Raw genomic sequence first — 26,986 nt, forward strand, 5'->3', positions numbered from 1 at the left:
CCATCGGCAGGACGCCCCACTGGGTCGTGGCCCGGGACCCGGCACCCTTCGTAGCGTCGGTGGCATGACAAACGAGAACCGTATGCAGCGCAGGGGAACCGTCGAGTTGACCCTTGCCATGGTGCTCTCCGGCACCCTCGGCATCTTCGTCGTCGAGTCCGGGGCCTCGCCCTTCAGCGTGGTGTTCTACCGGTGCCTCTTCGGCGCCCTGGCGCTGGGGGTGTACAGCCTCGTGCGGGGGTATTTCACCCAGCACGGGTTCACGCCGAAGAAGCTGGGGCTCGCCGCGCTCGGCGGGGTGTTCATCGTCTTCAACTGGGTGTTCCTCTTCGAGGCGTACGAGGCGACCTCGATCTCCTTCGCCACGGTGGTCTACCACACCCAGCCGTTCTTCCTCGTCGTCCTCGGCGCCGTGCTCTTCCGGGAGCGGATCACCGTGGCGAAGTTCGGCTGGCTCGCGGTCGCGTTCGTCGGGCTCGTGCTGGTGTCCGGCATACGGCCCGGGGACACCGCCTCCCTCAAGGGGCTCGGGTTCGCCCTGGCCGCGGCCGTGCTGTACGGGCTCTCCACCATCGTCACCAAGCGGGTCAGCGGGGTACGGCCGCATCTTGTCGCGCTCGTGCAGGTGCTTGTCGGGCTGCCCCTGCTGCTGCCCTTCGTCGAGTTCGAGGAGAGCGGGCGGATCGGGGGCGGGTGGGGGTGGCTCGTCGGGCTCGGGTTCATCCACACCGGGCTCATGTACGTGCTGATGTACGCCGCCTACCAGAAGCTGCCGACCGCGAAGATCGCCGTGCTCGCCTTCACCTACCCCGCCGTCGCGATGGTCGCCGACTGGGCCGTGTACGGGCATCACATCGGGCTGGTCCAGGCGCTCGGGGTGCCGCTGATCGTGCTCGCCAGTCTGCGGGTCACGCTCGCGGGGTCTGCTCCGACACCAGCTTCCGCGCCTGCTCCACGAACAGCCGCACATGCGCCGGAAGCCGCTTCCCCCGCCGCCACGCGATCTGCGTGAAGAGGGTGAACGGTGCCTTCCAGTCCAGTTCGACGAGGACTCCGGACGACAGTTCGTCCGCCACCGTGATCCTGGGCACCAGGGCGATGCCCAGGCCGCCCGCCACGCCCCGCTTCGTCGCCTCGATCGTGCCGAACTCCATGAAGGGCGGCGCCCACTCGCTGAGCGCCGCCTCGAACAGGTCGCGGTACGGGCAGCCCGGCTCGGTGCCCACCAGCTGCGCCGCCGCCAGGTCCGCCGGGGTCAGGGCCGTACGGCCGGCGAGCGGGTGGCGTGGCGAGGCGACCAGGGCCAGCGGTTCCGGGGCGAGGACCTCGCTCTCCAGGCCCTCGTGCTCCGTGTCCGGCTCCATCAGGAAGCCGATGTCGTACGTCCCCTGGCGCAGCGCCTGACGCGTCTCGTCACCGAGTGTCGTGCGCAGGGAGAGCTGGACCTTCGGGTAGCGGTGGTGGAAGAGCTCCAGGAGCGGTGGCAGGCGGTAGGACGTCAGGGATTCCATCGTGCCTACGGCGATCGTTCCCGACGGTACGTCCGTCTCCGCGACCGCCGTCCGCGCCTCCTCCGTCAGCTCGATGATCCGGCGGGCGTACGGGACGAGACGCTCACCGGCCTCGGTGAGCCGGATGCGGCTGCCGAGCCGTTCGAAGAGCTCCACACCGAGCGAGGATTCCAGGGCGCGGATCTGGCTGGTGACGGAGGACTGCGCGTAGCGGAGTTCTGCCGCTGCCCGGGTGAAGGAGAGGACGGTGGCCACCTTCTCGAAGGTGACGAGGAGCCTCAGCTCCATCAGCCGTTGTCCTTGCCCTTGTCCTCGTCCTGATCGCGCTTCTTCAGCTCCTCCTCGCGGCGGCGCAGGTCCGCCTCCCAGTCCTTGAGGAGGGACTCGTCCTTCCCCTTCTCCTCGCGGATGGACTTCAGGAACTCCGGGTTGTCGTCGGGCGCGACCCACTCGGTTCGCTGCGCGCGGCCGCCGGACGCTGCCTTGCGCTTCTTGCCCGCCGCGAGCCACACGATCGGGCCGACGATCCAGAACAGCAGGATGATGATGACCCAGACGACCTTCGGCAGGTGCTTGGCCTCGTCCTCGGGGGTGTTCAGGCAGTCGATGAACGCGTAGATCGTCAGCGCCAGCGGCAGGATGAACATCAGCGCCCTGAGCATGTGGGACAGCCCCCTGGAAACGGTGGCGGGGAACGATTCGACGGCCCCGGTGACAGGTCAAGCCTAGCCGGTGACCGATACTTGCCCCTATGGCTTACGACGATCTCCGCTCGCTGCTCAGGGCGCTGGAGCGCGAAGGTGACCTCAAGCGCATCAAGGCCGAAGTCGATCCGTACCTGGAGGTCGGGGAGATCGTCGACCGGGTGAACAAGGCGGGAGGTCCGGCGCTTCTCTTCGAGAACGTCAAGGGCTCCGCCATGCCGCTCGCGATGAACGTCTTCGGCACCGACCGGCGGCTGCTCAAGGCGCTGGGCCTGAAGTCGTACGAGGACATCTCCGACAAGATCGGCGGGCTGCTCAAGCCCGAGCTGCCGCAGGGCTTCGTCGGCGTACGGGAGGCCTTCGGCAAGCTGGGCTCGATGGTCCACGTGCCGCCGAAGAAGGTGAAGGCCGAGAACGCCCCGGTGCAGGAGGTCGTCCTCACCGGCGACGACGTCGACCTGGACCGGCTGCCCGCGCTCTTCACCTGGCCCAAGGACGGCGGGTCGTTCTTCAACCTGGGCCTTACGCACACCAAGCATCCGGAGACCGGGGTGCGGAACCTCGGGCTCTACCGGCTCCAGCGGCACGACAAGCGCACCATCGGCATGCACTGGCAGATCCACAAGGACAGCCGCAACCACTACGCGGTGGCGGCCGCGAAGGGCGAGCGACTGCCCGTCGCCATCGCCTTCGGCTGTCCGCCCGCCGTGACCTACGCCTCGACGGCTCCGCTGCCGGGTGACATCGACGAGTACCTGTTCGCGGGGTTCGTGCAGGGCAAGCGGATCGAGATGGTCGACTGCAAGACGGTGCCGCTGCAGGTGCCGGCGCAGGCCGAGGTCGTCATCGAGGGCTGGCTGGAGCCGGGCGAGATGCTCCCGGAGGGGCCGTTCGGCGACCACACCGGGTTCTACACACCGCAGGAGCCGTTCCCGGCGCTGAAGATCGACTGCGTGACCATGCGGAAGCGGCCGCTGCTGCAGTCGATCGTGGTGGGGCGTCCGCCGACCGAGGACGGGCCGCTGGGGCGGGCCACGGAGCGGTTCTTCCTGCCCCTGCTCAAGATCATCGTGCCGGACATCGTGGACTACCACCTGCCCGAGTCGGGCGGCTTCCACAACTGCGCGATCGTCTCGATCGACAAGAAGTACCCGAAGCACGCGCAGAAGGTCATGCACGCCATCTGGGGCGCGCACATGATGTCGCTGACGAAGCTGATCATCGTGGTGGACAAGGACTGCGACGTCCACGACCTGCACGAGGTGTCCTGGCGGGCGCTGGGGAACACCGACTACTCCCGTGACCTGACCGTCGTCGAGGGCCCGGTGGACCACCTGGACCACTCCTCGTACCAGCAGTTCTGGGGCGGCAAGGCCGGCATCGACGCGACGAAGAAGCTGCCCGAGGAGGGCTACACCAGGGACGGCGGCTGGCCGGACATGGTGGAGTCCGACCCGGCGACGGCGGCCCTCGTGGACCGCCGCTGGAAGGAGTACGGCCTGTGACCACCGCGGCCGTGCCCGGCGCCCAGCCGGGGCGTACGAAGGCGTTCCTGCGGCTGGTGATGATCGAGCACTCGGTGTTCGCGCTGCCGTTCGCGTACATCGCCTCGCTGACCGCGATGTTCCAGCTGGACAAGAACGTCCACTGGGGCAAGCTGCTCCTGGTCACCGTCTGCATGGTGGGCCTGCGGACCTTCGCGATGGCCTGCAACCGGATCATCGACCGGGAGATCGACGCCCGTAACCCGCGCACGGCCGGCCGCGAGCTGGTCACCGGCGCGGTGTCGGTGCGGTCCGCCTGGACCGGGGCCGGGATCGCCGTCGTCGTCTTCCTCGGCGCGGCCGCGCTGCTCAACCCGCTCTGCCTGGCCCTCGCGCCGCTCGCCGTGGTGCCGATGGTGGTCTACCCGTACGGCAAGAGGTTCACGAACTTCCCGCACGCGATCCTCGGCCTCGCCCAGGCCATAGGGCCGATCGGCGCCTGGCTCGCGGTGACCGGCACCTGGTCCTGGGACGCGGTGATCCTCGGCCTCGCGGTCGGCGTCTGGATCGGCGGCTTCGACCTGATCTTCGCCTGCCAGGACGTCCAGGCCGACCGCGCCCACGGCGTCATGTCCGTCCCGGCCCGCTTCGGTGTCCCCGCGGCGCTCTGGGGCGCGCGGGGCTCCGCGGTCGTCACGACGGGCCTGCTGGTCTGGTACGCGCTGGCCACCGACGCCGGGACGTTCTTCTGGATCGGCCTGGTGATCGTGGTCGCGGCGTTCTGCTACGAGCACACGATCGTCAAGCCGCACGACCTGTCCCGCCTCAACCGCGCGTTCTTCACGACGAACGGTTTCATCGGGATCTCCTTGTTCCTGTGCGCGCTGATCGACCTGGTGATGCGCGGCCTGACCCTCTGAGGCCAGTCCGGCGGCCGCGGGACCGCCCGCGCTCTCAGTCGATCTCGAAGCGCGGGCGGGCCGGTGCGGCGGGGCGCGCCGGCGGCGGGGGCGGGGTCTCGGGCTCGTTCATCTGCCGGAAGCCGCCCAGCGGGTTGGACCAGCTGTCGTCGGAGCTGTCGGAGTCGTAGTCCGAGTTCGAGCCCACGTCGGCGTTGATGTTCTCGCCCTTGCGCGGGGCGCCCTTCTTGTCGTTGCGCCGCTTGATGGAGTCCTGCAGGGTGTTCGGGTTCTCCAGGAGCGGGAGGCCGAGGCCGGGGGCGGTCTCGCCGGTCGCGGCCTGGAAGACCGAGCGGGCGAACGTGGTGCAGTTGAAGGTGGCCAGGTTGTAGGAGCGGCTCTCGTTGGCCCGGATGAACGCGCGCGCCTTCTCGTACTGCTCCTCCGTGAGGTCCGCGGTGAGTTTCGAGGTCGCGTTGCCGGGGTTGTCGTGGTTCCTCTTGACCTGACCCTTCACCGACCTGAAGGGCTTGTCGTGGGCGACTTCCTCGGCGGGGAAGAAGCCGTAGGACTTCCAGGTCTCCTGCCCGCCCTCCTCCTTGTAGAGGGCGACCCAGGCGTGGCCGAGTGCGAGGTTCCCCCAGTAGTCGAGGTGGTGGGTGCGGCTGTTCTTCGCCGTCTGGATCTGGATCCGGTACCGGGGTGCCTGAGCGGCCTGTGTGCCCTGCTCGCCCGGGGCGTCGCCGCCGGACCCGGTCCGCTGGATCGCGCGGACGGCGGCCGCGTTCCCCGCGGTGCGCTGGATGGCCTGGAGCCCGGCGGGCGTGAGGTGGTGCGGGTGCCCGGGGTGAGGGGCGTGCTCAGGGGCCGGGGACAGCTGCTCGCGCCCGTGGCCCGGTACGGCCTCGGTCGCTCCGCGGTGTCGGTGGGTGAACATGGCCGCTCCGGAAGGCGTGACGTCATGACCTGCGCCCGCTCAGTCTCCGCGGGGCCGGAACGAGCGGTCCAGGCCCGTGAGGGCAGACCCGGGGGAACGGCGGGGCATGTCCGGGGTGCGCCCGGGGGGTCAGCCCGGCGGGCCCGCCCGGGGGTGACGCCCCCGGCCCGGCGGGCACTCCCGAGGGGGCACCCCTTGGCGGCGAGGGCCCCGCTCGGCCGATCAGTGAACGAGAACCCGTACAGACCTGCAGGTGTGTACAGTTTTCGTATGGACACGTATCCGCTCGTGGAAGCTCGCAACCAGCTGGGCCAGTTGGTCGGCCGGGTCCGCCATGGCCGTGAGCACATTCTGATCAGCGAGTACGGAAAGCCCGCGGCGGCTCTCGTGCCCATAGAGGAACTCGCCGAACTCCAGCGCCTGCGCGACGAGGCGGACATCGCCGAGGCCAGGCGCCGCGAGACGGATCCCGGCGGGATGCGGCTCGGCCACGAGGAGTTCATGGCCCAGCTGGAGGCCGAGGACCGCGAGGCTGAGCGGTGACCCATGCTGTGGTGTGGGAGCACATCGCGATGCAGGAGTTCCGCCGCCTTCGGGAGTCCGACCCTGTCGGCGCCAAGGCCTGCGCGGCGGCTGTCCGGGCGTTGGCCGACGAGCCGTGTCCCGCCGAGGCGCGGCCTCTCGGCGGCTCCGGGTACTACCGCTTGTCCGTCGGTGACTGGCGGGTGCTCTACCGGCCGGACGACCTGACGATCACCGTGTACGTCGTGAAGGTCGGAAGGGCGGCCTGAGAGGGCGGGTCGCCCGCGCCGCCGGATAGGCTCGTCGGCGTGGAGCCGGTAGTAGAGGAACAGCAGCGTCGTCCCTGGGTGGTCGGGGTGTCCGGGGCGTCGGGGACGCCGTATGCCGCCGCCGTGCTGAGGGGGCTGCTCGCGGCGGGCGAGAGCGTCGACCTGGTCGTGTCGCGGGCGTCGCGGCTGACGCTGCTCGACGAGACCGGGGTCGCCTTCCGGGACGCGCACTGGCGCGAGGACCTGGCGACCTGGCTGGCGCGGGGCGCCGACGGGAAGCCCGACACCTTCGACGTCCGGGTGGACGACGTGCGGTACTGGGCGGCCGGGGACCTGGCCGCGGGACCGAGCAGCGGCTCGTACCCGGTGAAGGGGATGCTGATCGTGCCCGCGTCGACCGCCTCGGTGGCGGGCGTGGCGCTGGGACTTTCGAAGGACCTGCTGCAGCGGGCGGCGAGCGTGACGCTCAAGGAGCGGCGGCCGCTGGTGGTCGCGGTGCGGGAGACCCCGCTGAACGGGCAGACGCTGAAGCACCTGGTCGCGCTGGACGAGGCGGGCGCAGTGGTGCTGCCCGCCTCGCCGGCGTTCTACGCGGGAGCGACGCACATCCAGGATCTGGTGGACTTCGTCGCGGGGCGGGTGCTCGACGCGGCAGAGGTGCCGCACCGGCTGTACCGCCGTTGGGAGGGGGAGCTCGGTGGAGCTGCTCCCCGGGGGGCTTAGCGCTTCTTCGCGGCGCGCTTCTTCGCGGCGCGGCGGGCGAGCGCGGACGGCTGGTGGGCACGCGAGCGGTTGGCCAGGTCCTGCAGCTCGCGCATACGGGCGTAGGCCATCTCGATCGTGTACACGGTGAACACCACTCCTGAAAGATCGTCTTTGATCAACTGAAAGATTCACAGGGTGTCGACCCCTGTGTACCTTAGATTCTATACCTAAACTCGCGGTATCGCTGGACAATGGAAGGCTTCATACCTATGGACGCCGTGGACAGGCAGCTCATCCAGGCTCTGCGCGAGAACGGCCGCGCTTCGTACGCCGAACTCGGCCGACTCGTCGGGCTCTCCGGCCCCTCCGTCACCGACCGCATCAACCGCCTCGAGGCGGCCGGGGTCATCACCGGCTACCGCGCCACCGTCGACGCGGCCTCGCTCGGCCTGGGCGTCACCGCCCTCATCGGCATCTCCCTCTCCGACGCCGCCGACCACGAGGACGTGGCCCGCCGCCTGAAGGACCTCGCGGAGATCGAGGACTGCTGGTTCATCGCCGGCGACGACTCGTACATGCTCAAGGTCCGGGTCGACGACGTCGACGGTCTGGAGAAGACGATCCGCCGGCTCTCCGGCACCAAGGGCGTCTCCCGCACCCGTACGACGATCGTGCTCTCCACGAAGTGGGAGAACCGGGTCGGAGATCTGCCCGAGGAGGGCTGAGAGTACGGTGGGTGGAGCCTGAAATCGTCAGACATGGGAGGCGGCCCTAGATGGACGCGGGACTCAAGCGCGAGCTGGAGCAGAAGGTCCGTTCCGGAGAGCGGCTGAGCCGCGAGGACGGCATCGCTCTGTACGCGTCCGACGACCTGGCCTGGCTCGGCGGCCTGGCCCACGAGGTCAGGACCCGTAAGAACGGTGACGTCGTCCACTTCAACGTCAACCGCCACCTCAACATGACGAACGTGTGCACCGCGTCCTGCGCGTACTGCTCGTTCCAGCGCAAGCCGGGCGAGAAGGACGCGTACACGATGCGCATCGAGGAGGCCGTCCGCCTCGCCAAGGCGATGGAGAACGAGAACCTCACCGAGCTGCACATCGTCAACGGGCTCCACCCCAACCTGCCCTGGCGCTACTACCCGCGCTCGCTCTCCGAGCTGAAGAAGGCGCTCCCGAACGTCTCTCTGAAGGCCTTCACCGCCACCGAGATCCACCACTTCGAGACCATCTCGGGCATGTCGGCCTCCGACATCCTCGACGAGCTGATCGAGGCCGGTCTGGAGTCCCTCACCGGCGGCGGCGCGGAGATCTTCGACTGGGAGGTCCGCCAGCACATCGTGGACCACCGCACCCACTGGGAGGACTGGTCCCGGATCCACCGCCTCGCGCACGAGAAGGGGCTCAAGACCCCGTCGACGATGCTGTACGGGCACATCGAGGAGCCCCGGCACCGCGTCGACCATGTGCTGCGGCTGCGTGAGCTCCAGGACGAGACCGGCGGCTTCCAGGTCTTCATCCCGCTGCGCTACCAGCACGACTTCGTGGACATGCAGGACGGCAAGGTCCGCAACAAGCTCCAGGCGCGCACGACGATGGCGACCGGCGCGGAGGCCCTCAAGACCTTCGCCGTCTCCAGGCTCCTCTTCGACAACGTGCCGCACGTCAAGGTCTTCTGGGTCATGCACGGCGTCCAGACCGCCCAGCTCGCGCTCCAGCACGGCGCCGACGACATGGACGGCTCGGTCGTCGAGTACAAGATCACGCACGACGCCGACAACTACGGCACGCCGAACAAGCTGGGCCGCGAGGACCTGCTCGAGCTGATCCGCGACGCCGGCTTCCGCCCGGTGGAGCGCAACACCCGTTACGAGATCATCCGCGAGTACCCGGGTCCGGACGAGGGCCGCCGCGAGTCGCCCCAGCCGATGCGGCTCTGACGCCGATGAGCCTGCGCTTCGAACTCGACCCGCCGGTCACCCCCGAGCTGCGGGACGGTGTCCTGCGGCTCTGGGCCGACGTCTCCAACGCGGGCGGAGCCGTCGGCTTCGTCCCGCCGGTGACGTCCGAGGTGGTCCGGCCCGAGCTGGTCAAGCACCTCGTCGCCATGACCGAGGGCCGGATGCGGCTCGTCGTCGGCTACGAGCGGGACGGCACCGTCGCCGCCACCACCTTCGTCGCGTACAACACGCACCGGCTCATGAAGCACTGGGTCTGGCTCTACACGGTCATGGTCCACCCCTCCCACCAGGGCAAGGGGTACGGCCGTGACCTGATGGCCGCCGTCGAGGACGCGGTGCGCGGCCTCGACGGGATCGACGCGATCCGGCTCACGTGCCGGGGCGGCACGGGCGTCGACCGCTTCTACGGCTCCTGCGGCTACAAGGAGGTCGGGCGCGTGCCCGGCGCGATCCGGGTGGCCGAGGGCGACGACCGGGACGACATCATCATGCTGCTCCCGCTGAATTGATCACCTTTGTCCCGTGCTTCACTGGTGGGGCGAACTGACACAGAGAGAGAAAGGGGCCGTCGTGGCCGCGAACGGGACGGGCGCTGCGACCCTCCGCTACACCCTCATGCGCCTCGGCGTCTTCGCCGGGTGCTTCTTCGCCCTCTGGGGCCTCGTCTACGTGGGCGTGCTGCCGCGCGGCCTCGGCGACTCCAACCTGCTCTGGGTGCTGCTGCTCGCCATCGTGATCTCCGCGCCGCTCAGCTTCGTCCTGCTGCGCGGCCAGCGCGACGCGATGTCCGAGCAGATCGTGGCCAAGGTGGACAGGGCGAAGGACCGCCTCGCGGAGAACCGGTCGCGCGAGGACGTGTAGTCAGGCCGGGTGGGCGAAGCCCGGGCATGTAAGGCCCGGGTAAGTTTCCTCACAGTACAAACATCAACAGAACACCCCGAACCGGAGCTTCGAAGGCTCCTGGCCGGGGTGTTCTGCGTTTCGGAGGTCCGGGCGGGGTCCGGCTACCTCAAAGAAGGGCTTTGAGGTTCTCAAAGTTCAAGTGTTAACGTACCTGCCATGACGACAGCAGTGCGCCTCCTCGATGCCGCGAGCACCCCGCTCGTGGCGCGCCTGCATGTCGATCTGTGCCGCTGTATGTCCGCGGTCTGTTGCCGCGAGCTCTGACCCCGGCATCATGCAGCGGTACCGCCTTAACGCGTGTGTACCGCACCCCCGTCCCCGTATTTCCCCGATACGCACCGCTGGAGTGTGCCCGTGTCCGCGTCCGCGTCCACGCCCGAGACGAAGTCCCCGGCTTCCTCCCGAATACCCAAGATCCCCTTCTGGGCCCAGATCGTCGCCGGTCTCGTGCTCGGCGTCCTGCTCGGCTGGCTCGCCCGCAGCCAGGACATCAGCTGGCTGAAGGACACCCTCGGCCAGGTCGGCGACATCTTCGTCCAGCTTCTGAAGCTGGCCGTCGCCCCGCTCGTCTTCTTCGCGATCCTGGTGTCGATCACCAACCTCCGCAAGGTGAACAACGCGGCCCGGCTGGCCGCCCAGACCCTCGTCTGGTTCATGATCACCTCGCTCGTCGCGGTCGCCATCGGCCTCGCGATCGGCCTGCTCACCAACCCGGGAGCGGGCACCGGCCTCACCCCGCAGGACGGCAAGCTGCCCAAGCGCGAGGGCACCTGGATCGACTTCCTGACCGGGATCATCCCGACGGACGTCATCACCCCGTTCACCGAGCTGAACGTCCTGCAGATCGTCTTCATGGCCGCCGTCGCCGGCGTCGCCGCGCTCAAGCTCGGCGACCGCGCCAAGCCGATCCTGTCGCTCTCCGAGTCGGTTCTGGAACTGCTCCAGAAGGCCCTGTGGTGGGTCATCCGCCTCGCCCCCATCGGCACCGTCGGCCTCATCGGCTTCGCCATCGCCGACTACGGCTGGGAGCTGATCGGCAAGTACGCGACCTTCACCGCCGACGTCTACATCGGCTGCGCCCTGGTCCTCTTCGGCGTCTACCCGCTGCTGCTCGCCACGGTCGCCAAGGTCAACCCGCTCCAGTTCTTCAAGGGCGCCTGGCCGGCCATCCAGCTGGCCTTCGTCTCCCGCTCCTCGGTCGGCACCATGCCGGTCACCCAGAAGGTCACCGAGCGCCTCGGCGTCCCGAAGGAGTACGCCTCCTTCGCCGTCCCGTTCGGCGCGACCACCAAGATGGACGGCTGCGCCGCGATCTACCCGGCGCTCGCCGCGATCTTCATCGCGCAGATCTTCGACGTCCAGCTGGGCATCCAGGACTACCTGCTGATCGCCTTCGTCTCGGTCGTCGGCTCGGCCGCCACGGCTGGCCTGACGGGCGCCACGGTCATGCTGACCCTGACCCTCTCCACCCTGGGCCTCCCGCTGGAGGGCGTCGGCCTCCTGATGGCCATCGACCCGATCCTGGACATGATCCGCACGGCCACGAACGTCGCCGGCCAGGCCCTGGTCCCGGTCGTCGTCGCCGCCCGCGAGAAGATCCTCGACCTCGACACGTACAACTCCGCCTCGGCCTCCCCGGTCGACGGCGGCGACGTCCGCGAGGCCGAGCAGAAGGTCGCGGTCCCGGCCACCGCCTGACCCGACCCGCACGGGCTCCGTCCTGATGCCCACGTCCCTCCGGGGGGCGTGGGCATCACGCGTTCCCGGGGGCCCCTGTGAGGGACGTAGGCTCTCCTCCGGAGTCGGTGGGCAGGGCGGGGAAGGGCGGGGCGAGTTGGCTGGGGCGAAGGTCAGGCGGATGCCTCGGGAGGTGCGCGAGCGGCAGATGATGGACGCCGCCGTGCGGACCTTCGGGCGGCGGGGGTACCAGGCCGCCTCGATGGACGAGATCGCCGAACTCGCCGGTGTCTCCAAGCCGTTGGTCTATCTGTACCTGAACTCCAAGGAAGAGCTCTTCACCGCCTGCATCCGGCGCGAGGCGCAGGCGCTGCTCGCCGCCGTCGTGGGCGGCGTCGACCGGGCCGAGCCCGCCGAGGAGCAGCTGTGGGCGGGGCTGCTCGCCTTCTTCACGCACACCGCCGAGCACCCCGACGGGTGGGCGGTGCTGAGCCGGCAGGCGCGGACGCACGGGGAGCCGTTCGCCGGTGAGGCGGGGCGGATGCGGGACGAGATCGTCGCGTACGTGGGGACGTTGATCGGGGCCGCGGCCGAGGAGACCCACCGGGCGACGAACCGCGATCCTGAGCTGGCCGAGCGGGACGTCGCCGGGCTCGCCCAGGCGCTCGTCGGGGCGGCGGAGTCGCTGGCCTGCTGGGCCAACGAGACGCCGGGGATGACGGCCTGGGAGGCGGCGGCGACGCTGATGAACTTCTCCTGGGCCGGGCTCGGCAATCTGATGCGCAGTGAGCGGTGGTCCCCCCGGGGATTGTCCTCGCTCCCCGATCTCTCCTAGATTGACGCGGAGTTACTCGGAGTTACCCGCGCCCAGGAGCCCCACGTGTCCGTCACCGAGCCCCAGCCTCGGATCACCCTCGTCGCTGGAGAGGTACGGGAGGCTTCCGTACCGCCGCTCGTCCCGCCGGTCCGCGGCGGTTCGCTCGCCGACGTTCCCTACGGCAACGCGGCCGCGGAGCCGGACGCCGTCGTCTTCGGCCGCAAGCGCCCCGACGGCGGCTGGGCCGACGTCACCGCGGCCGCCTTCGCCGCCGAAGTCCACGCCGTCGCGAAGGGGTTGATCGCCGCGGGGCTGCAGCCCGGCGACCGGCTCGCGCTGATGGCGCGCACCACCTACGAATGGACCCTGATCGACTTCGCGGCCTGGGCCGCCGGTCTGGTCACCGTCCCCGTCTACCCCACCTCCTCCGCCTTCCAGACCCGCTGGATCCTCCAGGACTCCGGGGCCGTCGCCTGTGTCGTCGAGGACCCCGCGCAGGGCCGGCTCGTCTCCACCGAGCGCCGCGGACTGCCCGGGCTCGCGCATCTGTGGGTCCTCGACGCGGGCGCCGTCGACCAGTTGCGCCGCGCCGGGGAGCAGGTCCCCGACGAGGCCGTGACCGCCCGGCGCGCCCTGCTGGGCCCCGAGACCCTCGCCACCCTCGTCTACACCTCGGGCACCACCGGCCGCCCCAAGGGCTGCGCCCTGACCCACGGCAACTTCTTCGCCGAGGTCGACAACGCCGTCGCCTTCCTGCACCCCGTCTTCCGCGAACTCAGCAAGGAGGCGCCCGCGACCCTGCTCTTCCTGCCCCTCGCGCACGTCTTCGGCCGGATGGTCGCCATCGGCTGCGTACGGGCCCGGGTCAGGCTGGGCCACGCGCCGTCCATCGAGAACGGTGACCTGCTCGCCGACCTGGCCGGCTTCCGGCCCACGTTCCTGCTGGCCATCCCGTACGTCCTGGAGAAGGTGTACAACTCCGCCCGGGCGACGGCGGAGCGGAGCGGCCGGGCCTCCTCCTTCGACCGTGCCGCCCGGGTCGCCCGCCGGTACGGACACGAGGACGAGCCCTCGCTCGGGCTGCGCGCCGCCCGCGCGCTCTACGACCCGCTGGTCTACCGGCGGATCAGGGACGCCCTCGGCGGGCGCGTGCGGCACGTCATCTGCGGCGGCTCCCCGCTGGGCACCCGGCTCTCGGAGTTCTACTCGGGCGCCGGGATCGACGTCTACGAGGGGTACGGCCTCACCGAGACCTGCGCGGCCTCCACGGTCACCCCGCCCCGGCGCCCCCGCACCGGCACCGTGGGCCGGCCGCTGCCGGGAACGGCGGTGCGGATCGCCGACGACGGCGAGGTCTGGCTCGCGGGCGGCCACGTCTTCGCCGGCTACTGGGACGCCCAGCGCGAAGCCGCCGTGCCCTGCACCGACGAGGGCTGGTTCCCGACGGGCGACCTCGGCACGCTCGACGAGGACGGCTATCTGCGGATCACCGGCCGGAAGAAGGACATCCTGATCACCTCGGCGGGCAAGAACGTCACCCCCGCCCCGCTGGAGGACTGGCTCCGCGCCCACCCGCTGATCGGCCAGTGCATGGTTCTCGGCGACAACCGCCCGTACATCACCGCGCTGCTCACCCTGGACCAGGAGGGGCTCGTCCACTGGCGGCGGATGCGGAAGAAGGACCATCTCCCGCTGCGGCGGCTCGCCGACGACGAGGAACTCCTCGGCGTGCTCCAGCGCGCCGTGGACGACGCCAACCGGCTGGTCTCCCGGGCCGAGTCCATCCGCGCCTTCCGTGTCCTGGCCGGCGAGTGGTCGGAGCGGAGCGGCCACCTGACGCCCTCGCTGAAGCTGCGGCGCGCGGCGGTGCTGCGCGACTTCGCGGACGAGGTCGAGGAGATGTACGGGGGCGAGGACGCGGTCGTCAGACCATGAGGCTCACTTCGTGTATCTCGTCGGCGGCGTGGCCCGTACGGGCGTGAATGCGCTGCACCGCGTCGGCCGAGGGCCCGTGGGACAGGCAGTAGACCGTGCCGGACTCCGGGTCCGCCCACGCCTTCTCGAAGTGGACGCCCTCGTCCTTCTCGATCGCGAGGTCGGCCGCGTGCGCTTCCCTCAGCTGATCGGCGGTGATCCCCACCATGTTCCGGTGGACATCCATGTACGTACCCATGGTTCTCCCACCTCCTCCCTCCATGGTGCGCCCCGGCGCGGGGTCACGGCCAGAGCAGCTCCCGCGCCCAGCCACCCGTTGCGTCGCGGTGGTACCGGAGCCGCACGTGCCGGCGGCGCTCGTCGCCCTGGAAGAACTCGACCTCGGCCGGCTCCAGGACGTACAGCGTCCAGCTCTCGGCATGCGCCCCCGGCTCCGCCTCGGCCCGCTCCCAGGCCGCCTCGCTCACCCGGCGCAGCTCGTCCAACGACCCGAGCACCTCGCTCTGCCGGCCCACGAGCGCGGAGGCCAGGGCGCCGGTGGTGCGGGCGTGCAGATCGGCGTACGCCTCGTCGCGCGGCGCGGTGGAGACCGGGCCCCTGACCCGGACCTGGCGGCCCTGCGCGGGCCAGTAGAAGCCCAGCGCGGCCTCGGGGCGGGCGGCGAGCTGGCGGCCCTTGGCGCTGGTGGCGTGCGACGCGAAGTGCCACCCGCGCGCGTCGGCCCCGTGCAGCATCACGATCCGGACATCGGGCCGCCCGTCCTCGTCCACGGTCGCCAGGGACATGGTGTGCGGCTCCACCTGCCCGGCCCCTGCCGCCGCAACGAACCAGTCGTGGAACAGCGGCAGCGGCTCGGCGGGCGCGGTCTCCGGCGCGAAGGACGGCAGGGTGGTGTCCCAGACGCGGAGGGAGTGGAGGGTGCGGTCGAAGTCGGTCATGCGGGAAGCGTAGGCCGGAGCGGGTGGGGGCCGCTCCGGCGTGGGGCGTCAGAAGGCGGATTCGTACGACACGTCGTTCGGGAGTGCGTCGGTGACCTTCCCCGGCTTGAACGGCGCGCGCCAGTCGCCGGTACCGGCGTAGAAGGACGCCCTGCTGCCCGACGTGTCCCGCAGCGCGAGCAGGTCGGGGCGGCCGTCGCCGTTGCCGTCGCCGATGCCGATGACGTCCTTGAACGCGTTCCAGCCGGCGCCGATCCGGATCCGCGTGGCGAAGGTGCCGTCGCCCTTGCCGAGGTACAGCCAGAGCACGCCGTCCTTGTCCCGGGCGACGAGGTCGCCTGCGGGGGCGCCCGCGAGGTTGCCGGCGGCGGTGAGCTGGTTGTAGATCCCCCAGCCGCCGCCGATCTTCTTCCGCGTGGCGAAGGGCGCGTTGGCGTTGCCCGTGCCGGTGTAGAGCCAGAGGACGCCCGCCGTGTCGGTGGCCAGCAGGTCGGCCTTGCCGTCGTTGGTGAGGTCGCTCCCGCCGGCGATCCGGTCGTAGATCTGCCAGCCGGCACCGATCCTCGTCCGGGTCAGGAACGGCGTCTCCCCGAGGCCGGTGCCCTGGTAGAGCCAGAGCACACCGCTCTTGTCCCGGGCGGCGGCGTCGGCGACGGAGGTGCCGGCGATGTTGCCGGTGGCCTCTATCCGGTCGTAGATCTGCCAGCCGGCGCCGACCGTCGAGGCGCCGTCGCGCTGGATGCTGTCGCCCGCGTCGGAGGGCTTCGTTTCGAGGCGCACCAGACGCCCGTCATCCCAGCCGCGGACGAACACGTCGGGAGTGCCGTCGTCGTCGTGGTCGTGCGTGCCCACGGGCCGGGTCACGGTGAATCGACCGGTGGTCTTCAGTTCGGGGCCGATGCCGTCGTCGGGGCGCGCGGTCAGTTCCCAGATGTACTCCCCGTTCGGCGCGGGGCTGGTGGAGTCGTAGCTGGAGAGGTCCTTGCCGTTCCAGTGCAGGCTGACCGTGCGCGGAGACGTGTCGGTGCTCGTTTCGTCGACGAGCGGCCGCTGCACGCGCTTGCCGGTTCGTACATGGATCAGGTCGGCCCAGACCCACGCGTCGCCCCGGGACAGGTTCCAGCTGAAGTCGACGCCCTTGGTGAGCTGGTCGCCGGTGACCACGGTCGGGACGGTGCTGCCGAGCAGGGTCACGGCGGTCGCCTGGCCGGTCGGCGCGACCATCGTGGCGGCCGGCTTCCCGTCAGCGCCGAGGGCGACCCGGTAGAGGCCCTCGCCCGCCGCCAGGGTGCCACCCCGCACCATCAGGGAGCCGTCGGGGGCGGGGACGGAGGAGGAGAGGTGCGTGAGGAGTTCGACGGTCTCGCCGGTCTCCGCCGACTCGGCCGTGAGGGGCCGTGGCGGATTGTGCTGCTGACCGTGCCACCAGGCTCCGCCCTGCTCGAGTCGGGAGGGTTCGCCGAGGGTCACCCAGGCGCCCACCAGCCGGAAGTCGTCCTCGTAGTAGCTCTTCGTCCGGATCCGCCTGGTCTCGGTCGAGCCACGTCGTGCGGCGCCGATCACCACCTCACCGTCCACCCACTCGTGCCATGCCACATGCGTGCCGGAGACGGCTGCCTCCCACAGCCGGGCGGGCGAGCCGGCCTGGACGTGGGTGGAGACGACGGAGGCCGTGGTGAGATCGACGACGGCCTTCCCCCGGGTCTCGTCCAGTCCGAGCCCGCAGTCGAACACCGCGGTGTCCGTGGCGTACGCCGTCACGTTGAAGTCGCAGACTCCGTGCGCCATGCCGCTCACCGGGCGGTCTGTCAGGGAACCGCCCTCGACGGTGAGGAGGTGGGGCAGCCAACCGCCCTCCGGCGATTCCACAAAGACGATCAGCGTCGAGCCGATCGCGCCCGCGAACCAGTAGTCGGCGCCGAGCTTGTCGAGGTCCACCTCGACCGGAGCTGCCGATGGCGCCCTCATGTCGTGGATCTTCAGGACCCGGTTGTCGATCGGATCCGCCTTCTCCCCCGTCACCACGTAGTCCGACGCCCCGCCGGTCATCAGCGCGGCGCCCGGCAGCACGGTCGACGTGCCGTCCGCGTACCGCGTCCAGCGGTACTCGGGGGTGGCGGTGTTGGTCTTCGACAGGAAGCCCGTGGTGCCGGCGCTGACGACCTCCGCGTTCAGCGGGAACCGTACGGGGGTCGTCTGCTGCGGCGCCGTGTCGGCGGCGTTCGCCGGTACGGCGGTCACGGCGGCCACGGCCGTGGGCGCGGCCAGCGTCCCCCCGGTGGCCGCGAGGGCGGTGGCGACGGCGAGGGCCGTCAGGCGGCGGCCGTGTCTGTGCGTTTCCTTCATGGTGTTCCTCCCCTGGAGGGCAGGACAGTAGCCGGTCGCCTCGGCCGACTCTCGTCCGGGTAGGGGTTGTTGCCCCTGGTCAGAAGGAGGCGTGCCGCGCCGCGCGCTCGTGGCCGTACTCCTTCAGCGGGACCGCGTTCGCCGCGCGCTGGATGTCGTCGCGGATCTTCTTCGCGATCAGGTTCTTCCACGGGGTGCGGGGGAGCGTGCGGACCATGGCCATGCGGAGGGCGATCTTCCAGCGGGAGGAGACCGTCATCTCCTTCGCGAACCGTGCCGCGAACCGCTGGTTCAGCTCCACGCCCGGGCGCATCACCCGCTCGTACGCGGCGAAGGCCGTGCGGTGGTCGCCGCTCGCCGCCGCGAGTTCGCCCGCGAGGACGTACGCGCCGATGAGGGCGAGGCCGGTGCCCTGGCCCGCGGCGGGGGAGACGCAGTGGGCGGCGTCGCCGATGAGGACGACCCGGCCGCTCGACCAGCGGTCCATCTCGACGAGCGCGATGGAGTCGAAGTAGAAGTCCTCGGCGTCGGCCGAGTCGGCGATCAGGCGCGGGATCTCCCAGTCGTCGCCCGCGAAGGCCTCGGCGAGCAGCCGCTTCTGGGCGGCCGTGTCCCGGCGGTCGTAGGAGAGCTCCTCGGGCGAGGAGAAGACGAAGAGGTTCTTCGCGGTGTGCGCCTGCTCGCCTGCGGTGCTGTAGACGGAGATCAGCTTCCCCGGGCGGGCGTGGTACGTCTCCCAGCGGATGAGGCCGAGGTGGTTCGGGGCGGAGAAGATCGAGATGTACGCGCCCAGGTGGCGGGTGAAGCGCCGCTCGTCGCCGAAGGCGAGGCGCCGGGTGTTCGAGTGCATGCCGTCGGCGCCGACCACGAGGTCGAAGCGGCGGCGGGTGCCGCTCTCGAAGGTGACGTCGACGCCGTCGCCGTCGTCGTGCAGGGCCGCGATCGAGTCGCCGAAGACGTACTCGACGTCGTCGCGGGTCCGCTCGTACAGGATGCGGGCGAGGTCGCCGCGCATGATCTCGTCGTCCTCCTCGACCCGGCCACCGAAGATCTCCGCGGGCAGCTCGCCGATCGTGCGGCCCTTCGCGTCGACGTAGGAGCCGCCGTCCATGTCCGTGGATCCGGCCCGGACCTCGTCGAGGATCCCGAGGCGGCGGCAGACCTCGATGGCGGTGCCCCGGATGTCGACCTTGTAGCCGCCGGTGCGGAGTTCGGGGGCGCGCTCGACGACGGTGGGGGTGAAGCCGTGGCGGCGGAGCAGGAGGGCGAGGGCGGGGCCGGCGATGGAGGCGCCGGAGATGAGGACCGTGCGGTTGGTGAGCGGTGCGGGCGTCGTCGGCATGGCAGGACTCCTGTCGCGGTCGTGGGTGCGAGGCCGGTCCGGCCCCGCACCCACGACTATACGGTTGTCCTACACGGCTGTCTATGACGCTTGTATAGATTCTTGGGCGCGGAGGCGCCGGCCCGTGCCCGCGCCTCTGTGTCCGTCCCCGCGTCCGTCCCTGCCTCAGCCCCGGCCCAGCACCACCGTCCCCGACGAGCAGAACCAGCCGCCCGTGCCCGACGCCACCGCCAGTTCCGGCAGGCTGCCGTCCGGGCGCCGGACCTGGAGTCCCGGGGCCTCGCCGCGGAGCTGGCGGACCGCCTCCACCAGGAGGAACAGGCCGCGCATGCCGGGATGGCAGGCCGAGAGTCCGCCGCCGTCGGTGTTCACCGGCAGGTGGTCCTTCGCCTCCACGAACGCGCCGCCCTCCCCCTTCGCGCAGAAGCCCAGGTCCTCCAGGGTCACCAGCGTCATGTACGTGAAGGCGTCGTAGACCTCCGCGAGGTCGATGTCCGCCGGGGTGACGCCCGCCCGCTCGAACGCGAGCCGGCCGCTGACCGCCGCGGGGGAGACCGTGAAGTCCTCCCACTCCGACATCGTGGTGTGCGAGACGTGTTCGCCCGTGCCGAGGATCCAGACCGGCGCCTTCGCCGTGTCCGGTACGTACTCCTCGGCGGCGAGCAGCACCGCGCAGCCGCCGTCGCTGCGGATGCAGCAGTGCAGCTTGGTGAACGGGTCGGCGATCATCGGACCGCCGAGCACCTCGTCGACCGTGACCGGCTCGCGGAACATCGCCTCCGGGTTGAGCGCCGCGTTCGCCCGCGCCTGGACGGCGACCTCGGCGAGCTGCTCCAGGGTCGTCCCGTACTCGTGCATATGGCGCCGGGCGGCCATCGCGTACTTGGCGATCAGGGTGTGCCCGTAGGGGGCCTCGAACTGGAGCGGGCCGCGCGCCCCGAAGGAGAGGTTCGAGGTGCGGCGGCGGGCCTTGATGTCGGCGCGGGCGGTCGAGCCGTAGACGAGCAGGACGGCGTTGGCGTGGCCGGCCGCGATGGCGTCGGCGGCGTGGGCGGCCATGACCTCCCAGGTGGCGCCGCCGACGGCGGTCGAGTCCACCCAGCGGGGTCGGAGCCCCAGGTACTCGGCGACCTCGACCGGGGCGAGGGTGCCGAGCCCCGCCGAGGCCAGGCCGTCGATCACCGACCGGTCGAGTCCGCTGTCCGCGAGGGCGCGGCGGGCCGCCTGGGCGTGCAGAGTGTAGGGAGTGGCCTCGTCGACCCGGCCGCAGTCGGAGAGGGATATGCCGACGACGGCGACGCGTCGCCCGGCGCGGTCGCGGTTCCGTGAAGTGGTGGGCATGAATCTGACGGTACATCAGATAAGGAGTTTCGGGATGGCGAGCAGCACGGCCGAAGACGTCGACGGCTACCTGGAGGAGGTCATGGACCCGGACCGCCTGACGGCGCTCGTCCGGCTGCGCGAGCTCTGTCGCACCGAACTCCACGGCTTCGAGGAGGCCATGGCGTACGGGATGCCCACCTACCGCAGACCCGGCGGTGAGCCGGAGATCGCCTTCGCCTCGCAGAAGCAGTACATCTCCTTCTACTTGATGCGGCCGGACGTCCGTGAAGGGTTCGAGGAGCGGCTCGCCGACCAGGACATGGGCAAGGGCTGCCTGCGCTTCCGCCGCCCGGAGCGGGTGGACTTCACCCTCGTACGGGATCTGCTGCGGGCGACGGCGAAGGCGCCCGGCGAGATCTGCTGATCCGGCGCGGATCCGCTGCTCCGGCGCGCTCCCGGCGCCGGGTTTCTCCGCTCCGTGCCCTGGGTTTCTGGCTCCGCGCTCTGGGTTTCTGACCCCGCCCGCCCTAACATGACGGGCCGTCAGATACGGAGGGGAGCTCCATGGACGCCGCCTTCACCGCGGAGCAGGACGAGATCCGCCGCACCCTGCGCGAACTGCTCGCCAAACGCTCCGGGCCCGCCGAGGTCCGCGCCGCCGTCGCCACCCCCGAGGGGTACGACACCGACCTGTGGCACCGGATGTCCGGCACCCTCGGACTGCCCGGCCTCGCCCTGCCCGAGGAGTACGGGGGCGTCGGCTGCGGCCCCGCCGAACTGGTCCTCGCCTGCGAGGAGACCGGCCGGGCCCTCGCCCCCTCGCCGCTCCTCGCCACCGCCCTCCTCGCCGCCCCCGTGATCCACGCCCTCGGCACCGGACCGCAGCGCACCGACCTGCTGCCGCGCATCGCGGACGGCACGCTGACCTGCGCACTCGCCGTGCCCGGCGGCTCGCTCTCGCGCGCTCTCGGGCTGACCGGCGACAACGGTGCCTGGGCCGCGGGCGGCGGCCGGGCCGGCGGCGTCCAGGCGCGGGCCGTCGACGGCGGCGGCTGGCAGCTGTACGGGGAGGCCACCCAGGTCCTCGACGGGCACAGCGCGGGGCTGCTCCTGGTCGCCGCCCACGCCGGCGGCTTCGCGCGCAGCCGGACCCTGCTCTTCCTCGTCCGCGGGGATGCCGCCGGACTCGTCCGCGCACGGCAGCCGGCCCTGGACGCGACCCGCTCCCAGGGCTCGATCCAACTGAGGGACGTAGAGGCCGAGTTGCTCGGCGAGGAGCCGGTCGACGTGCTCGGGGCGCTCGCCGGGGCCGGGCGGACGGCGGCCGTGGCGCTCGCGGCCGAGGCCGTCGGCGCGGCCCAGGCCGCCCTGGACCGCACGGTCGAGTACGTCGGCTCCCGCGAGCAGTTCGGGCGGCCCGTCGGCTCCTTCCAGGCGGTCAAGCACCGGGTCGCCGACCTGTACGTCCAGGTGGAGGCGGCCCGCTCGCTGACCTACGCCGCCGCCCGCGCACCGGCCGGCGCGGGCGGGGGCACGGGCGCGCTCGCCCTCGCCGCGGCCCTGGAGGCGCTGCGGACGGTGGCCGGCGAGACGATCCAGCTGCACGGCGGCATCGGCTTCACCTGGGAGCACGAGGCGCATCTGTACTTCAAGCGGGCGACGGCGGACGAGCTGCTGTTCGGGCCCGCGCGGCGGCTGCGCGAGCGCGCGGCCCAGGTGACAGGACTCTTCGGAGAGGTGGCGGCCTGATGCCCGTCGGTGTGCGTCTGATGCAGAAGGTGTCGTCCACGCGGACGTTCGCGAAGGTCGCCCCGCACTTCATCCCGGCGATGGACCGGGCCGTGCACCGGCTGACGCGCGGCAAGGTGATGCTGAGCGCCCAGATGCTGCCGGGGCTCATCCTGACGGCGAAGGGCGCCAGGTCGGGGCAGCCGAGGGTGACGCCGCTCGCGTGCATGCCCGAGCCCGCCGGTACCTGGCTGCTGATCGGCTCCAACTTCGGGCGGGACGGCCACCCGGCATGGACCGGGAACCTGCTGAAACACCCCGAGGTGGAGGTGAGTTGGCGCGGCGAGACGATCCCGGTGCGGGCGGAGCTGCTCGCGGGGGAGGAGCGGGCCGCAGCCTGGCAGGCCGCGCTCGGGTTCTGGCCGCCGTACGCCACGTACCAGGCGCGGGTGGAGCGGGAGATCAGGCTCTTCCGGCTGACGAGGCGCTGAGGGGCGTCGGAACGCGCGCGCCGCACCCGCCTCGGACAGGGGAACGCCGGCGGCGGTCTCGTGAAGAGCACCGCCACCGGCGCGACAGGACGGAGGGCGGCCGACGTGCGGCGCGTGGGGGCCGGGCGTGGCCGGGTGCGGGCAGGTGGGGGCCGGGTGGTGCCGCCTACTTCGTCGGCTTCTTGCCCGTGATCCCCAGGTGCACCAACAGCGCCAGGTTCGGCTTGAGTTCGGCCTGCTTCACGCCCCAGGTCTGGAACCCCTTCTGGTGGCCGGCCACCGAGGCCAGCATCGCCACCAGGGAGCCTGCCATCGCCGCGGGGCTGACGTCCTTGTCGACCTTCCCCTTGGCCTGGAGGTCCTTCACCGCGTCCGTAAGGGAGTTGGTGACGGAGTTCAGGATCTTCATGCGGATCTTGTAGAACCGCTTGTCGCCCTCGGCGGCGCCGAGGTCCACGACCCGCAGGATCGCGTCGTGTCGGCGCCAGAAGTCCAGGAAGCCCTCGACCAGTTCCTCGGACGTCTGCCAGCCGGCCTTGCCGACCCAGGAGCGGCCGGAGACCAGCTCGGTCAACGCGGCGCCCTCCTTGGCCATTTCCTCCGCGATCTCGAGGACGGCACCCTCGACGTCGGGGAAGTACTGGTAGAACGTCGCGGGAGAAGTGCCCGCCTTCCGGGCCACGTCGATGACCTTGACGTCCCGGTACGGCGAGGAGCTGAGCATCTCGCTGAGGCAGTCGAGCAGCTTCTGCCGCGTCGCCTGACCGCGTCGTCCGGCCACGCGGCCGTCGACGGTGCGTACTTGTCCTGTCATGCCGTCAGCTTACCGAGGGGTGATCGGCGCGCGATTCGGCCGACTGCAAATGGGGTGCACCCCCTCCGGGGCGGCGCTCGGGCGGCGCTCGGGCGGTCCCGGAGAGGGTGGAAGGGGGGCGGGAGGGCCCCGCGGGGGTCTGCCGGGAGGAGTCCCGCTCGAAAAGGCTTATTAACAGCCTGTGGACAACTTCGGTGGACAACTCTGTGGAGACCGGGCCCGGCGGTTCCCTATATGGCGGTATGTTCGATTACGGGGCGTGCGCGGAGCCATCCCGCGACCTAGCGTGGAGCCATGGCGGTATTCACAGAGGGCACCCCCTGCTGGGTGGAGGCACAGCTCCCCGACCTGGAGGCGGGGAAGCGGTTCTACCGCGAGCTCTTCGGCTGGACCTTCGACCCCGACCGCGACGAGGCCCTCAGCGACGGCAAGCGCGTCGCCGGACTCGTACCGAAGAGCGACGGCCGGATGCCCACCACCTGGACCGTCTACCTCGCCACCGCGAACGCCGGCACGCTCGCCGCCCGGATCAAGGCCGCCGGCGGCCAGATGATCATGGAGCCGTACCCCGTGGGGCCCTTCGGCGTCCTCGCGCTCGCCGCCGACCCCGGCGGAGCCGTCTTCGGCCTGCGCCAGGCGGGCGACGACGAAGGCTTCGAGAAGACGATGCTCCCCGGCTCCTTCTGCTGGATGGAGATCTATACGAGGGAACGGGACGCGGTCGACACCTTCTATGCCTCCGTCTTCGGCTACCTCGGCCGCCAGGTCGAACCGGACGAGGAGGGCAGGGAGAACGACTTCGACTACCGCGTCTGGTCCCCGCCCGGCTCACGCGCGGGCGACGACACCGCCTTCGGCGGCCGGGCCGTCCTCACCGACGCCTTCCCGGCCGCGATGCCCGGCCACGTCCTCGTCTACTTCGCCGTGGCCGACTGCGACGCCACCTGCGCGACGGCCGTCGCCCTCGGCGGCCGCGTCACGAACCCGCCCTTCGACACCCCGCACGGCCGCATCGCCGTCCTCCACGACAACCAGGGCGCCCGCTTCGCGATCCTCGCGGAACCCCGGGAACCCGAGAACCCCCCGACTGCCACGGCACCCGAGTCCGCCGAACCGTCCGACCCGTCCGACCCGTCCGAACCCGCCGAAAAGCCCCCCGCCCCCACCGGCGAAATGAACTGAGACACCCCGATCCGCCCCCGGGTTCGCAACCGTCGCCTCGGACAGGAAGAATCAGGGCCACGGGGCCGTACCCTCATGGCCCGTACGGGGAGGTGGCAGGCAAGTGGAGCAGCTGACGCAGCACGACCCGAGACGGATCGGGCCCTTCGAGGTGCTGGGCCGGCTCGGTGCAGGTGGCATGGGCCTGGTCTATCTCGCGCGCTCGGCTTCCGGGCGGCGCGTGGCGATCAAGACCGTGCGGACCGAACTCGCCGAGGACCAGCTGTTCCGTGTCCGTTTCACCCGTGAGGTCGAGGCCGCCCGGGCCGTCTCCGGTTTCTACACGGCCGCCGTCGTCGACGCCGACCCGCGGGCCGCCGTGCCGTGGCTGGCCACCGCGTACGTCCCCGCGCCCTCCCTCGAAGAGATAGTGAACGAGTGCGGGCCGCTGCCGGCCCAGGCCGTCCGCTGGCTGGCCGCCGGGGTCGCCGAGGCCCTGCAGTCCATCCACGGCGCGGGCCTGGTCCACCGCGACCTGAAGCCGTCGAACGTCCTCGTCGTCGAGGACGGCCCCCGGGTGATCGACTTCGGCATCGCCTCCGGGGTCTCCAACACCCGGCTGACCATGACCAACGTCGCCGTCGGCACCCCCGCGTACATGTCGCCCGAGCAGGCCCGTGACTCGCGCAGCGTCACCGGCGCGAGCGATGTGTTCTCGCTGGGGTCCATGCTGGTGTTCGCCGCCACAGGACACGCGCCCTTCCACGGCGCCAACCCCGTCGAGACCGTCTTCATGCTGCTGCGCGAGGGCCCGGACCTGGAGGGGCTGCCGGACGAGCTGCGGCCGCTCATCGACTCCTGCATGCAGATGGACGTCTCACGGCGTCCGACCCCGGCCGATCTGCAGGCCCAGCTCGCGCCCCACCTCTTCGGACCCGGCAGCGACGACAGCGGTACGGCCTCGGCCTGGCTGCCGCGGTCCGCCGTCGAGATGATCGAGATCCGCCGCAACGGCCGCCCGAGCACCCCGCCGCGCCCGGTCGCCCCGCCCACCCCGCCGCGCCCGCCCCGGCAGCCGCCCGAGTGGAGCGGTGACGGCCGCCCCGGCGGTCAGGGTGGCCACGGCGGCGGCCGGCACGCGGGCTCGCCCGCCGAGGTCGGCGGTCCGGTACGCCTCGCGGGCGCCGCCGTCCCGATCGGCCCCGGCCTCCGGGTCGCCGACACCCGCGCCGCCCTCGCCGGGGTCGTCGACACGAGCACGGCCACCGGCTGGGTCCGCCCGCCCGGCGGCGCGAACACCCCGGAACCCGGCCCCCAGCCGGGCGCCCGGCTGCCCGTACCCCCGCCGACCCAGGAGCCCGCGCCGCCGGAACCCGCGCACTGGCGGCCCTGGCGCTTCCGGATGTCCAACGACGTCTGGGGCACCCCGGTCGTCGACGGCGACCTGCTCTACGTCACCTCCTTCGAGGTGCACGCCCTCGACGTGGCCAGCGGCCGCCGCCAGTTCAAGACCCGGGACGTCGCCTGGTCGATGGCCGTGGCCCAGGGCCGTATCCACGCCTCCGACGGGCCCACGCTGTACGCCCTCGACGCCGCCGACGGCAGCGAGCGCTGGCGGCTCCAGACCGACGCCTGGGTGTACTCGCTCAAGGTCGACCGGGGCACGGTCGTCACCGGCACGCGCGGTGGCGGGGTCCAGGGCTGGGAGGCGTCCAACGGCGCCAAGCTGTGGGAGATCTCCGGCGCGCAGACCGACTTCGAGACCCCGGAGGCGGGGCCCGCCGTGCACGGCGACACCGTGTACGTGTGGCGGGACGCCCGGCTCCAGGCGCTCGACGCCCGCACGGGTGTGGAGCGCTGGTCCTACCCCGTCGGCGACGCCGCCTCCTGCGGCAACGTGCCGGTGCGGGTGGCCCCGGCGGAGGACGGCTGCGTGTATGTCGCGGCCGGTACGCGCGTGCTCTCCATCGACACGGCCGGCGGCCGCGTCCGCTGGCACTTCGAGGCGCCCGCGGTCTTCCTCTCCCCGCCGGCCTTCGCCCCCGGTCCCGCTGTCACGGGCGGCGGGGTCTACCTCGCCGACTACCTCGGCACCGTGTACGCCCTCGACGCGACCACCGGCCAGGACCGCTGGCGGATCGCGACCGAGTCCCGCCAGTCGATCGAGCCGGTGCTCGTCGTCGACGGGAACGTGCACGTCGGCAGCGGCAGTGCGCTGTACACGCTCGACGCGGTCACGGGCACGCCGAAGTGGCGGTTCGCGGCGGGCGGCGAGCTGATCGGCACGCCGGTGGTGGCCGACGGGCGGGTGCACTTCGGCTCGGCGGACCACGTCCTGTACACGCTGGACGCCACGGGCGGCCAACTGCGCTGGAAGCTGGCGACCGGCGGCGAGATCACCGGCTCGCCGGTGGCGCGGGCCGGGGTCGTGTACGCCTGCAGCAAGGACCGGTGCGTGTACGCGCTCGACGCGGTGAAGGGCACGGCCACGGGGCGCGGCTCGGCGCCGAGGGCGTGAGG

Annotated in this window: 28 protein-coding genes; 18 read left to right on the forward strand and 10 right to left on the reverse strand. The window is 71.4% G+C overall.

Annotated features, from left to right (window positions below; translation table 11 throughout):
* The first annotated feature begins 64 nt into the window (after positions 1–64).
* On the forward strand, positions 65–1,012 hold the full coding sequence (locus tag ACF09C_RS36195; protein WP_392097776.1) for a DMT family transporter: 948 nt from the start codon (positions 65–67) through the stop codon (positions 1,010–1,012).
* Here the strand turns inward: ACF09C_RS36195 and ACF09C_RS36200 are convergent.
* Complete coding sequence (locus tag ACF09C_RS36200) at positions 909–1,799, reverse strand: LysR family transcriptional regulator (protein ID WP_392097778.1); 891 nt, start codon at positions 1,797–1,799, stop codon at positions 909–911. The two genes, ACF09C_RS36195 and ACF09C_RS36200, sit on opposite strands and share 104 nt — an antisense overlap.
* The gene (locus ACF09C_RS36205; protein ID WP_392097780.1) at positions 1,799–2,173 is read right to left on the reverse strand and encodes a PLD nuclease N-terminal domain-containing protein; all 375 of its coding nucleotides are present in this window, start codon (positions 2,171–2,173) and stop codon (positions 1,799–1,801) included. Before ACF09C_RS36205 ends, ACF09C_RS36200 begins: the two co-directional genes overlap by 1 nt.
* Positions 2,174–2,262: 89 nt before the next feature.
* On the opposite strand from ACF09C_RS36205, the gene ACF09C_RS36210 reads away from it, so the two are divergent.
* A complete protein-coding gene (locus ACF09C_RS36210) occupies positions 2,263–3,720 on the forward strand; it encodes a menaquinone biosynthesis decarboxylase (protein ID WP_392097782.1) in 1,458 nt (485 codons plus the stop codon).
* Positions 3,717–4,619, forward strand: a complete 903-nt coding sequence (gene mqnP / locus ACF09C_RS36215) for a menaquinone biosynthesis prenyltransferase MqnP (RefSeq protein ID WP_392097784.1) — start codon at positions 3,717–3,719, stop codon at positions 4,617–4,619. The genes ACF09C_RS36210 and mqnP overlap by 4 nt, the downstream gene beginning before the upstream one ends.
* 34 nt (positions 4,620–4,653) lie before the next feature.
* On the opposite strand, the gene ACF09C_RS36220 is transcribed toward mqnP, so the two are convergent.
* Entirely contained in the window at positions 4,654–5,535 is an 882-nt protein-coding gene (locus tag ACF09C_RS36220; RefSeq protein ID WP_392097786.1) for a hypothetical protein, read from the reverse strand.
* A gap of 270 nt (positions 5,536–5,805) precedes the next feature.
* Here ACF09C_RS36220 and ACF09C_RS36225 point away from each other — a divergent pair, with 270 nt between their 5' ends.
* From ACF09C_RS36225 to ACF09C_RS36235, 3 genes are read left to right on the forward strand one after another with little or no spacing between them, the layout of a single operon-like run.
* Positions 5,806–6,078 (forward strand): type II toxin-antitoxin system Phd/YefM family antitoxin, encoded by a 273-nt coding sequence (locus tag ACF09C_RS36225; RefSeq protein ID WP_392097788.1) that lies wholly within the window; start codon positions 5,806–5,808, stop codon positions 6,076–6,078.
* Complete coding sequence (locus ACF09C_RS36230; protein ID WP_392097789.1) at positions 6,075–6,326, forward strand: type II toxin-antitoxin system RelE/ParE family toxin; 252 nt, start codon at positions 6,075–6,077, stop codon at positions 6,324–6,326. Before ACF09C_RS36225 ends, ACF09C_RS36230 begins: the two co-directional genes overlap by 4 nt.
* Positions 6,327–6,365: 39 nt before the next feature.
* A complete protein-coding gene (locus tag ACF09C_RS36235) occupies positions 6,366–7,049 on the forward strand; it encodes a UbiX family flavin prenyltransferase (RefSeq protein WP_392097791.1) in 684 nt (227 codons plus the stop codon).
* Here the strand turns inward: ACF09C_RS36235 and ACF09C_RS36240 are convergent.
* Positions 7,046–7,174, reverse strand: a complete 129-nt coding sequence (locus ACF09C_RS36240; protein WP_392097933.1) for a hypothetical protein — start codon at positions 7,172–7,174, stop codon at positions 7,046–7,048. The genes ACF09C_RS36235 and ACF09C_RS36240 overlap by 4 nt on opposite strands.
* A gap of 126 nt (positions 7,175–7,300) precedes the next feature.
* Between ACF09C_RS36240 and ACF09C_RS36245 the strand changes: the two genes are divergently transcribed.
* The 7 genes from ACF09C_RS36245 (at position 7,301) to ACF09C_RS36275 (ending at position 14,323) form a co-directional block, all read left to right on the forward strand.
* Complete coding sequence (locus ACF09C_RS36245; protein WP_318104107.1) at positions 7,301–7,756, forward strand: Lrp/AsnC family transcriptional regulator; 456 nt, start codon at positions 7,301–7,303, stop codon at positions 7,754–7,756.
* Positions 7,757–7,806: 50 nt separating this feature from the next.
* On the forward strand, positions 7,807–8,970 hold the full coding sequence (mqnE, locus tag ACF09C_RS36250) for an aminofutalosine synthase MqnE (protein WP_392097793.1): 1,164 nt from the start codon (positions 7,807–7,809) through the stop codon (positions 8,968–8,970).
* A gap of 5 nt (positions 8,971–8,975) precedes the next feature.
* Complete coding sequence (locus ACF09C_RS36255) at positions 8,976–9,500, forward strand: GNAT family N-acetyltransferase (RefSeq protein ID WP_392097795.1); 525 nt, start codon at positions 8,976–8,978, stop codon at positions 9,498–9,500.
* A gap of 61 nt (positions 9,501–9,561) precedes the next feature.
* Positions 9,562–9,852 carry a DUF4229 domain-containing protein gene (locus ACF09C_RS36260; RefSeq protein ID WP_362416402.1) on the forward strand — a complete coding sequence of 97 codons (291 nt, stop codon included), beginning with the start codon at positions 9,562–9,564 and terminating at the stop codon, positions 9,850–9,852.
* A 396-nt stretch (positions 9,853–10,248) separates the two neighbouring features.
* Positions 10,249–11,592 carry a dicarboxylate/amino acid:cation symporter gene (locus ACF09C_RS36265; protein ID WP_392097797.1) on the forward strand — a complete coding sequence of 448 codons (1,344 nt, stop codon included), beginning with the start codon at positions 10,249–10,251 and terminating at the stop codon, positions 11,590–11,592.
* Between the two features lie 160 nt (positions 11,593–11,752).
* Positions 11,753–12,406 carry a TetR/AcrR family transcriptional regulator gene (locus tag ACF09C_RS36270; protein ID WP_392097799.1) on the forward strand — a complete coding sequence of 218 codons (654 nt, stop codon included), beginning with the start codon at positions 11,753–11,755 and terminating at the stop codon, positions 12,404–12,406.
* A 45-nt stretch (positions 12,407–12,451) separates the two neighbouring features.
* A complete protein-coding gene (locus tag ACF09C_RS36275) occupies positions 12,452–14,323 on the forward strand; it encodes an AMP-dependent synthetase/ligase (protein WP_392097801.1) in 1,872 nt (623 codons plus the stop codon).
* On the opposite strand, the gene ACF09C_RS36280 is transcribed toward ACF09C_RS36275, so the two are convergent.
* From ACF09C_RS36280 to ACF09C_RS36300, 5 genes are all read right to left on the reverse strand, one after another.
* A complete protein-coding gene (locus ACF09C_RS36280) occupies positions 14,313–14,561 on the reverse strand; it encodes an SCO4226 family nickel-binding protein (RefSeq protein ID WP_392097803.1) in 249 nt (82 codons plus the stop codon). The two genes, ACF09C_RS36275 and ACF09C_RS36280, sit on opposite strands and share 11 nt — an antisense overlap.
* A gap of 43 nt (positions 14,562–14,604) precedes the next feature.
* Positions 14,605–15,261 (reverse strand): pyridoxal 5'-phosphate synthase, encoded by a 657-nt coding sequence (locus ACF09C_RS36285; protein ID WP_392097805.1) that lies wholly within the window; start codon positions 15,259–15,261, stop codon positions 14,605–14,607.
* Between the two features lie 48 nt (positions 15,262–15,309).
* On the reverse strand, positions 15,310–17,607 hold the full coding sequence (locus ACF09C_RS36290) for an FG-GAP-like repeat-containing protein (protein WP_392097807.1): 2,298 nt from the start codon (positions 17,605–17,607) through the stop codon (positions 15,310–15,312).
* A 79-nt stretch (positions 17,608–17,686) separates the two neighbouring features.
* Positions 17,687–18,949, reverse strand: a complete 1,263-nt coding sequence (locus tag ACF09C_RS36295) for an FAD-dependent monooxygenase (protein ID WP_392097808.1) — start codon at positions 18,947–18,949, stop codon at positions 17,687–17,689.
* A gap of 165 nt (positions 18,950–19,114) precedes the next feature.
* Complete coding sequence (locus ACF09C_RS36300; RefSeq protein ID WP_392097810.1) at positions 19,115–20,290, reverse strand: acetyl-CoA acetyltransferase; 1,176 nt, start codon at positions 20,288–20,290, stop codon at positions 19,115–19,117.
* Between the two features lie 34 nt (positions 20,291–20,324).
* Between ACF09C_RS36300 and ACF09C_RS36305 the strand changes: the two genes are divergently transcribed.
* From ACF09C_RS36305 to ACF09C_RS36315, 3 genes are all read left to right on the forward strand, one after another.
* Positions 20,325–20,696: an iron chaperone gene (locus ACF09C_RS36305; protein ID WP_392097812.1), complete on the forward strand. Its 372-nt coding sequence runs from the start codon at positions 20,325–20,327 to the stop codon at positions 20,694–20,696.
* Between the two features lie 140 nt (positions 20,697–20,836).
* On the forward strand, positions 20,837–22,021 hold the full coding sequence (locus ACF09C_RS36310; RefSeq protein WP_392097814.1) for an acyl-CoA dehydrogenase family protein: 1,185 nt from the start codon (positions 20,837–20,839) through the stop codon (positions 22,019–22,021).
* Positions 22,021–22,491, forward strand: coding sequence for a nitroreductase family deazaflavin-dependent oxidoreductase (locus ACF09C_RS36315; protein ID WP_392097816.1), 471 nt, complete (start codon positions 22,021–22,023; stop codon positions 22,489–22,491). The genes ACF09C_RS36310 and ACF09C_RS36315 overlap by 1 nt, the downstream gene beginning before the upstream one ends.
* A gap of 166 nt (positions 22,492–22,657) precedes the next feature.
* Here the strand turns inward: ACF09C_RS36315 and ACF09C_RS36320 are convergent, their stop codons facing one another.
* Positions 22,658–23,305: a TetR family transcriptional regulator gene (locus tag ACF09C_RS36320; protein ID WP_362013000.1), complete on the reverse strand. Its 648-nt coding sequence runs from the start codon at positions 23,303–23,305 to the stop codon at positions 22,658–22,660.
* Positions 23,306–23,599: 294 nt separating this feature from the next.
* Here ACF09C_RS36320 and ACF09C_RS36325 point away from each other — a divergent pair, with 294 nt between their 5' ends.
* Positions 23,600–24,487 (forward strand): VOC family protein, encoded by an 888-nt coding sequence (locus tag ACF09C_RS36325; RefSeq protein WP_392097818.1) that lies wholly within the window; start codon positions 23,600–23,602, stop codon positions 24,485–24,487.
* 103 nt (positions 24,488–24,590) lie between these two features.
* Positions 24,591–26,984 (forward strand): serine/threonine-protein kinase, encoded by a 2,394-nt coding sequence (locus ACF09C_RS36330; RefSeq protein ID WP_392097819.1) that lies wholly within the window; start codon positions 24,591–24,593, stop codon positions 26,982–26,984.
* Positions 26,985–26,986 lie beyond the last annotated feature (2 nt).

It is taken from the genome of Streptomyces sp. NPDC014870 (assembly GCF_043081505.1).
Taxonomy (GTDB): domain Bacteria; phylum Actinomycetota; class Actinomycetes; order Streptomycetales; family Streptomycetaceae; genus Streptomyces.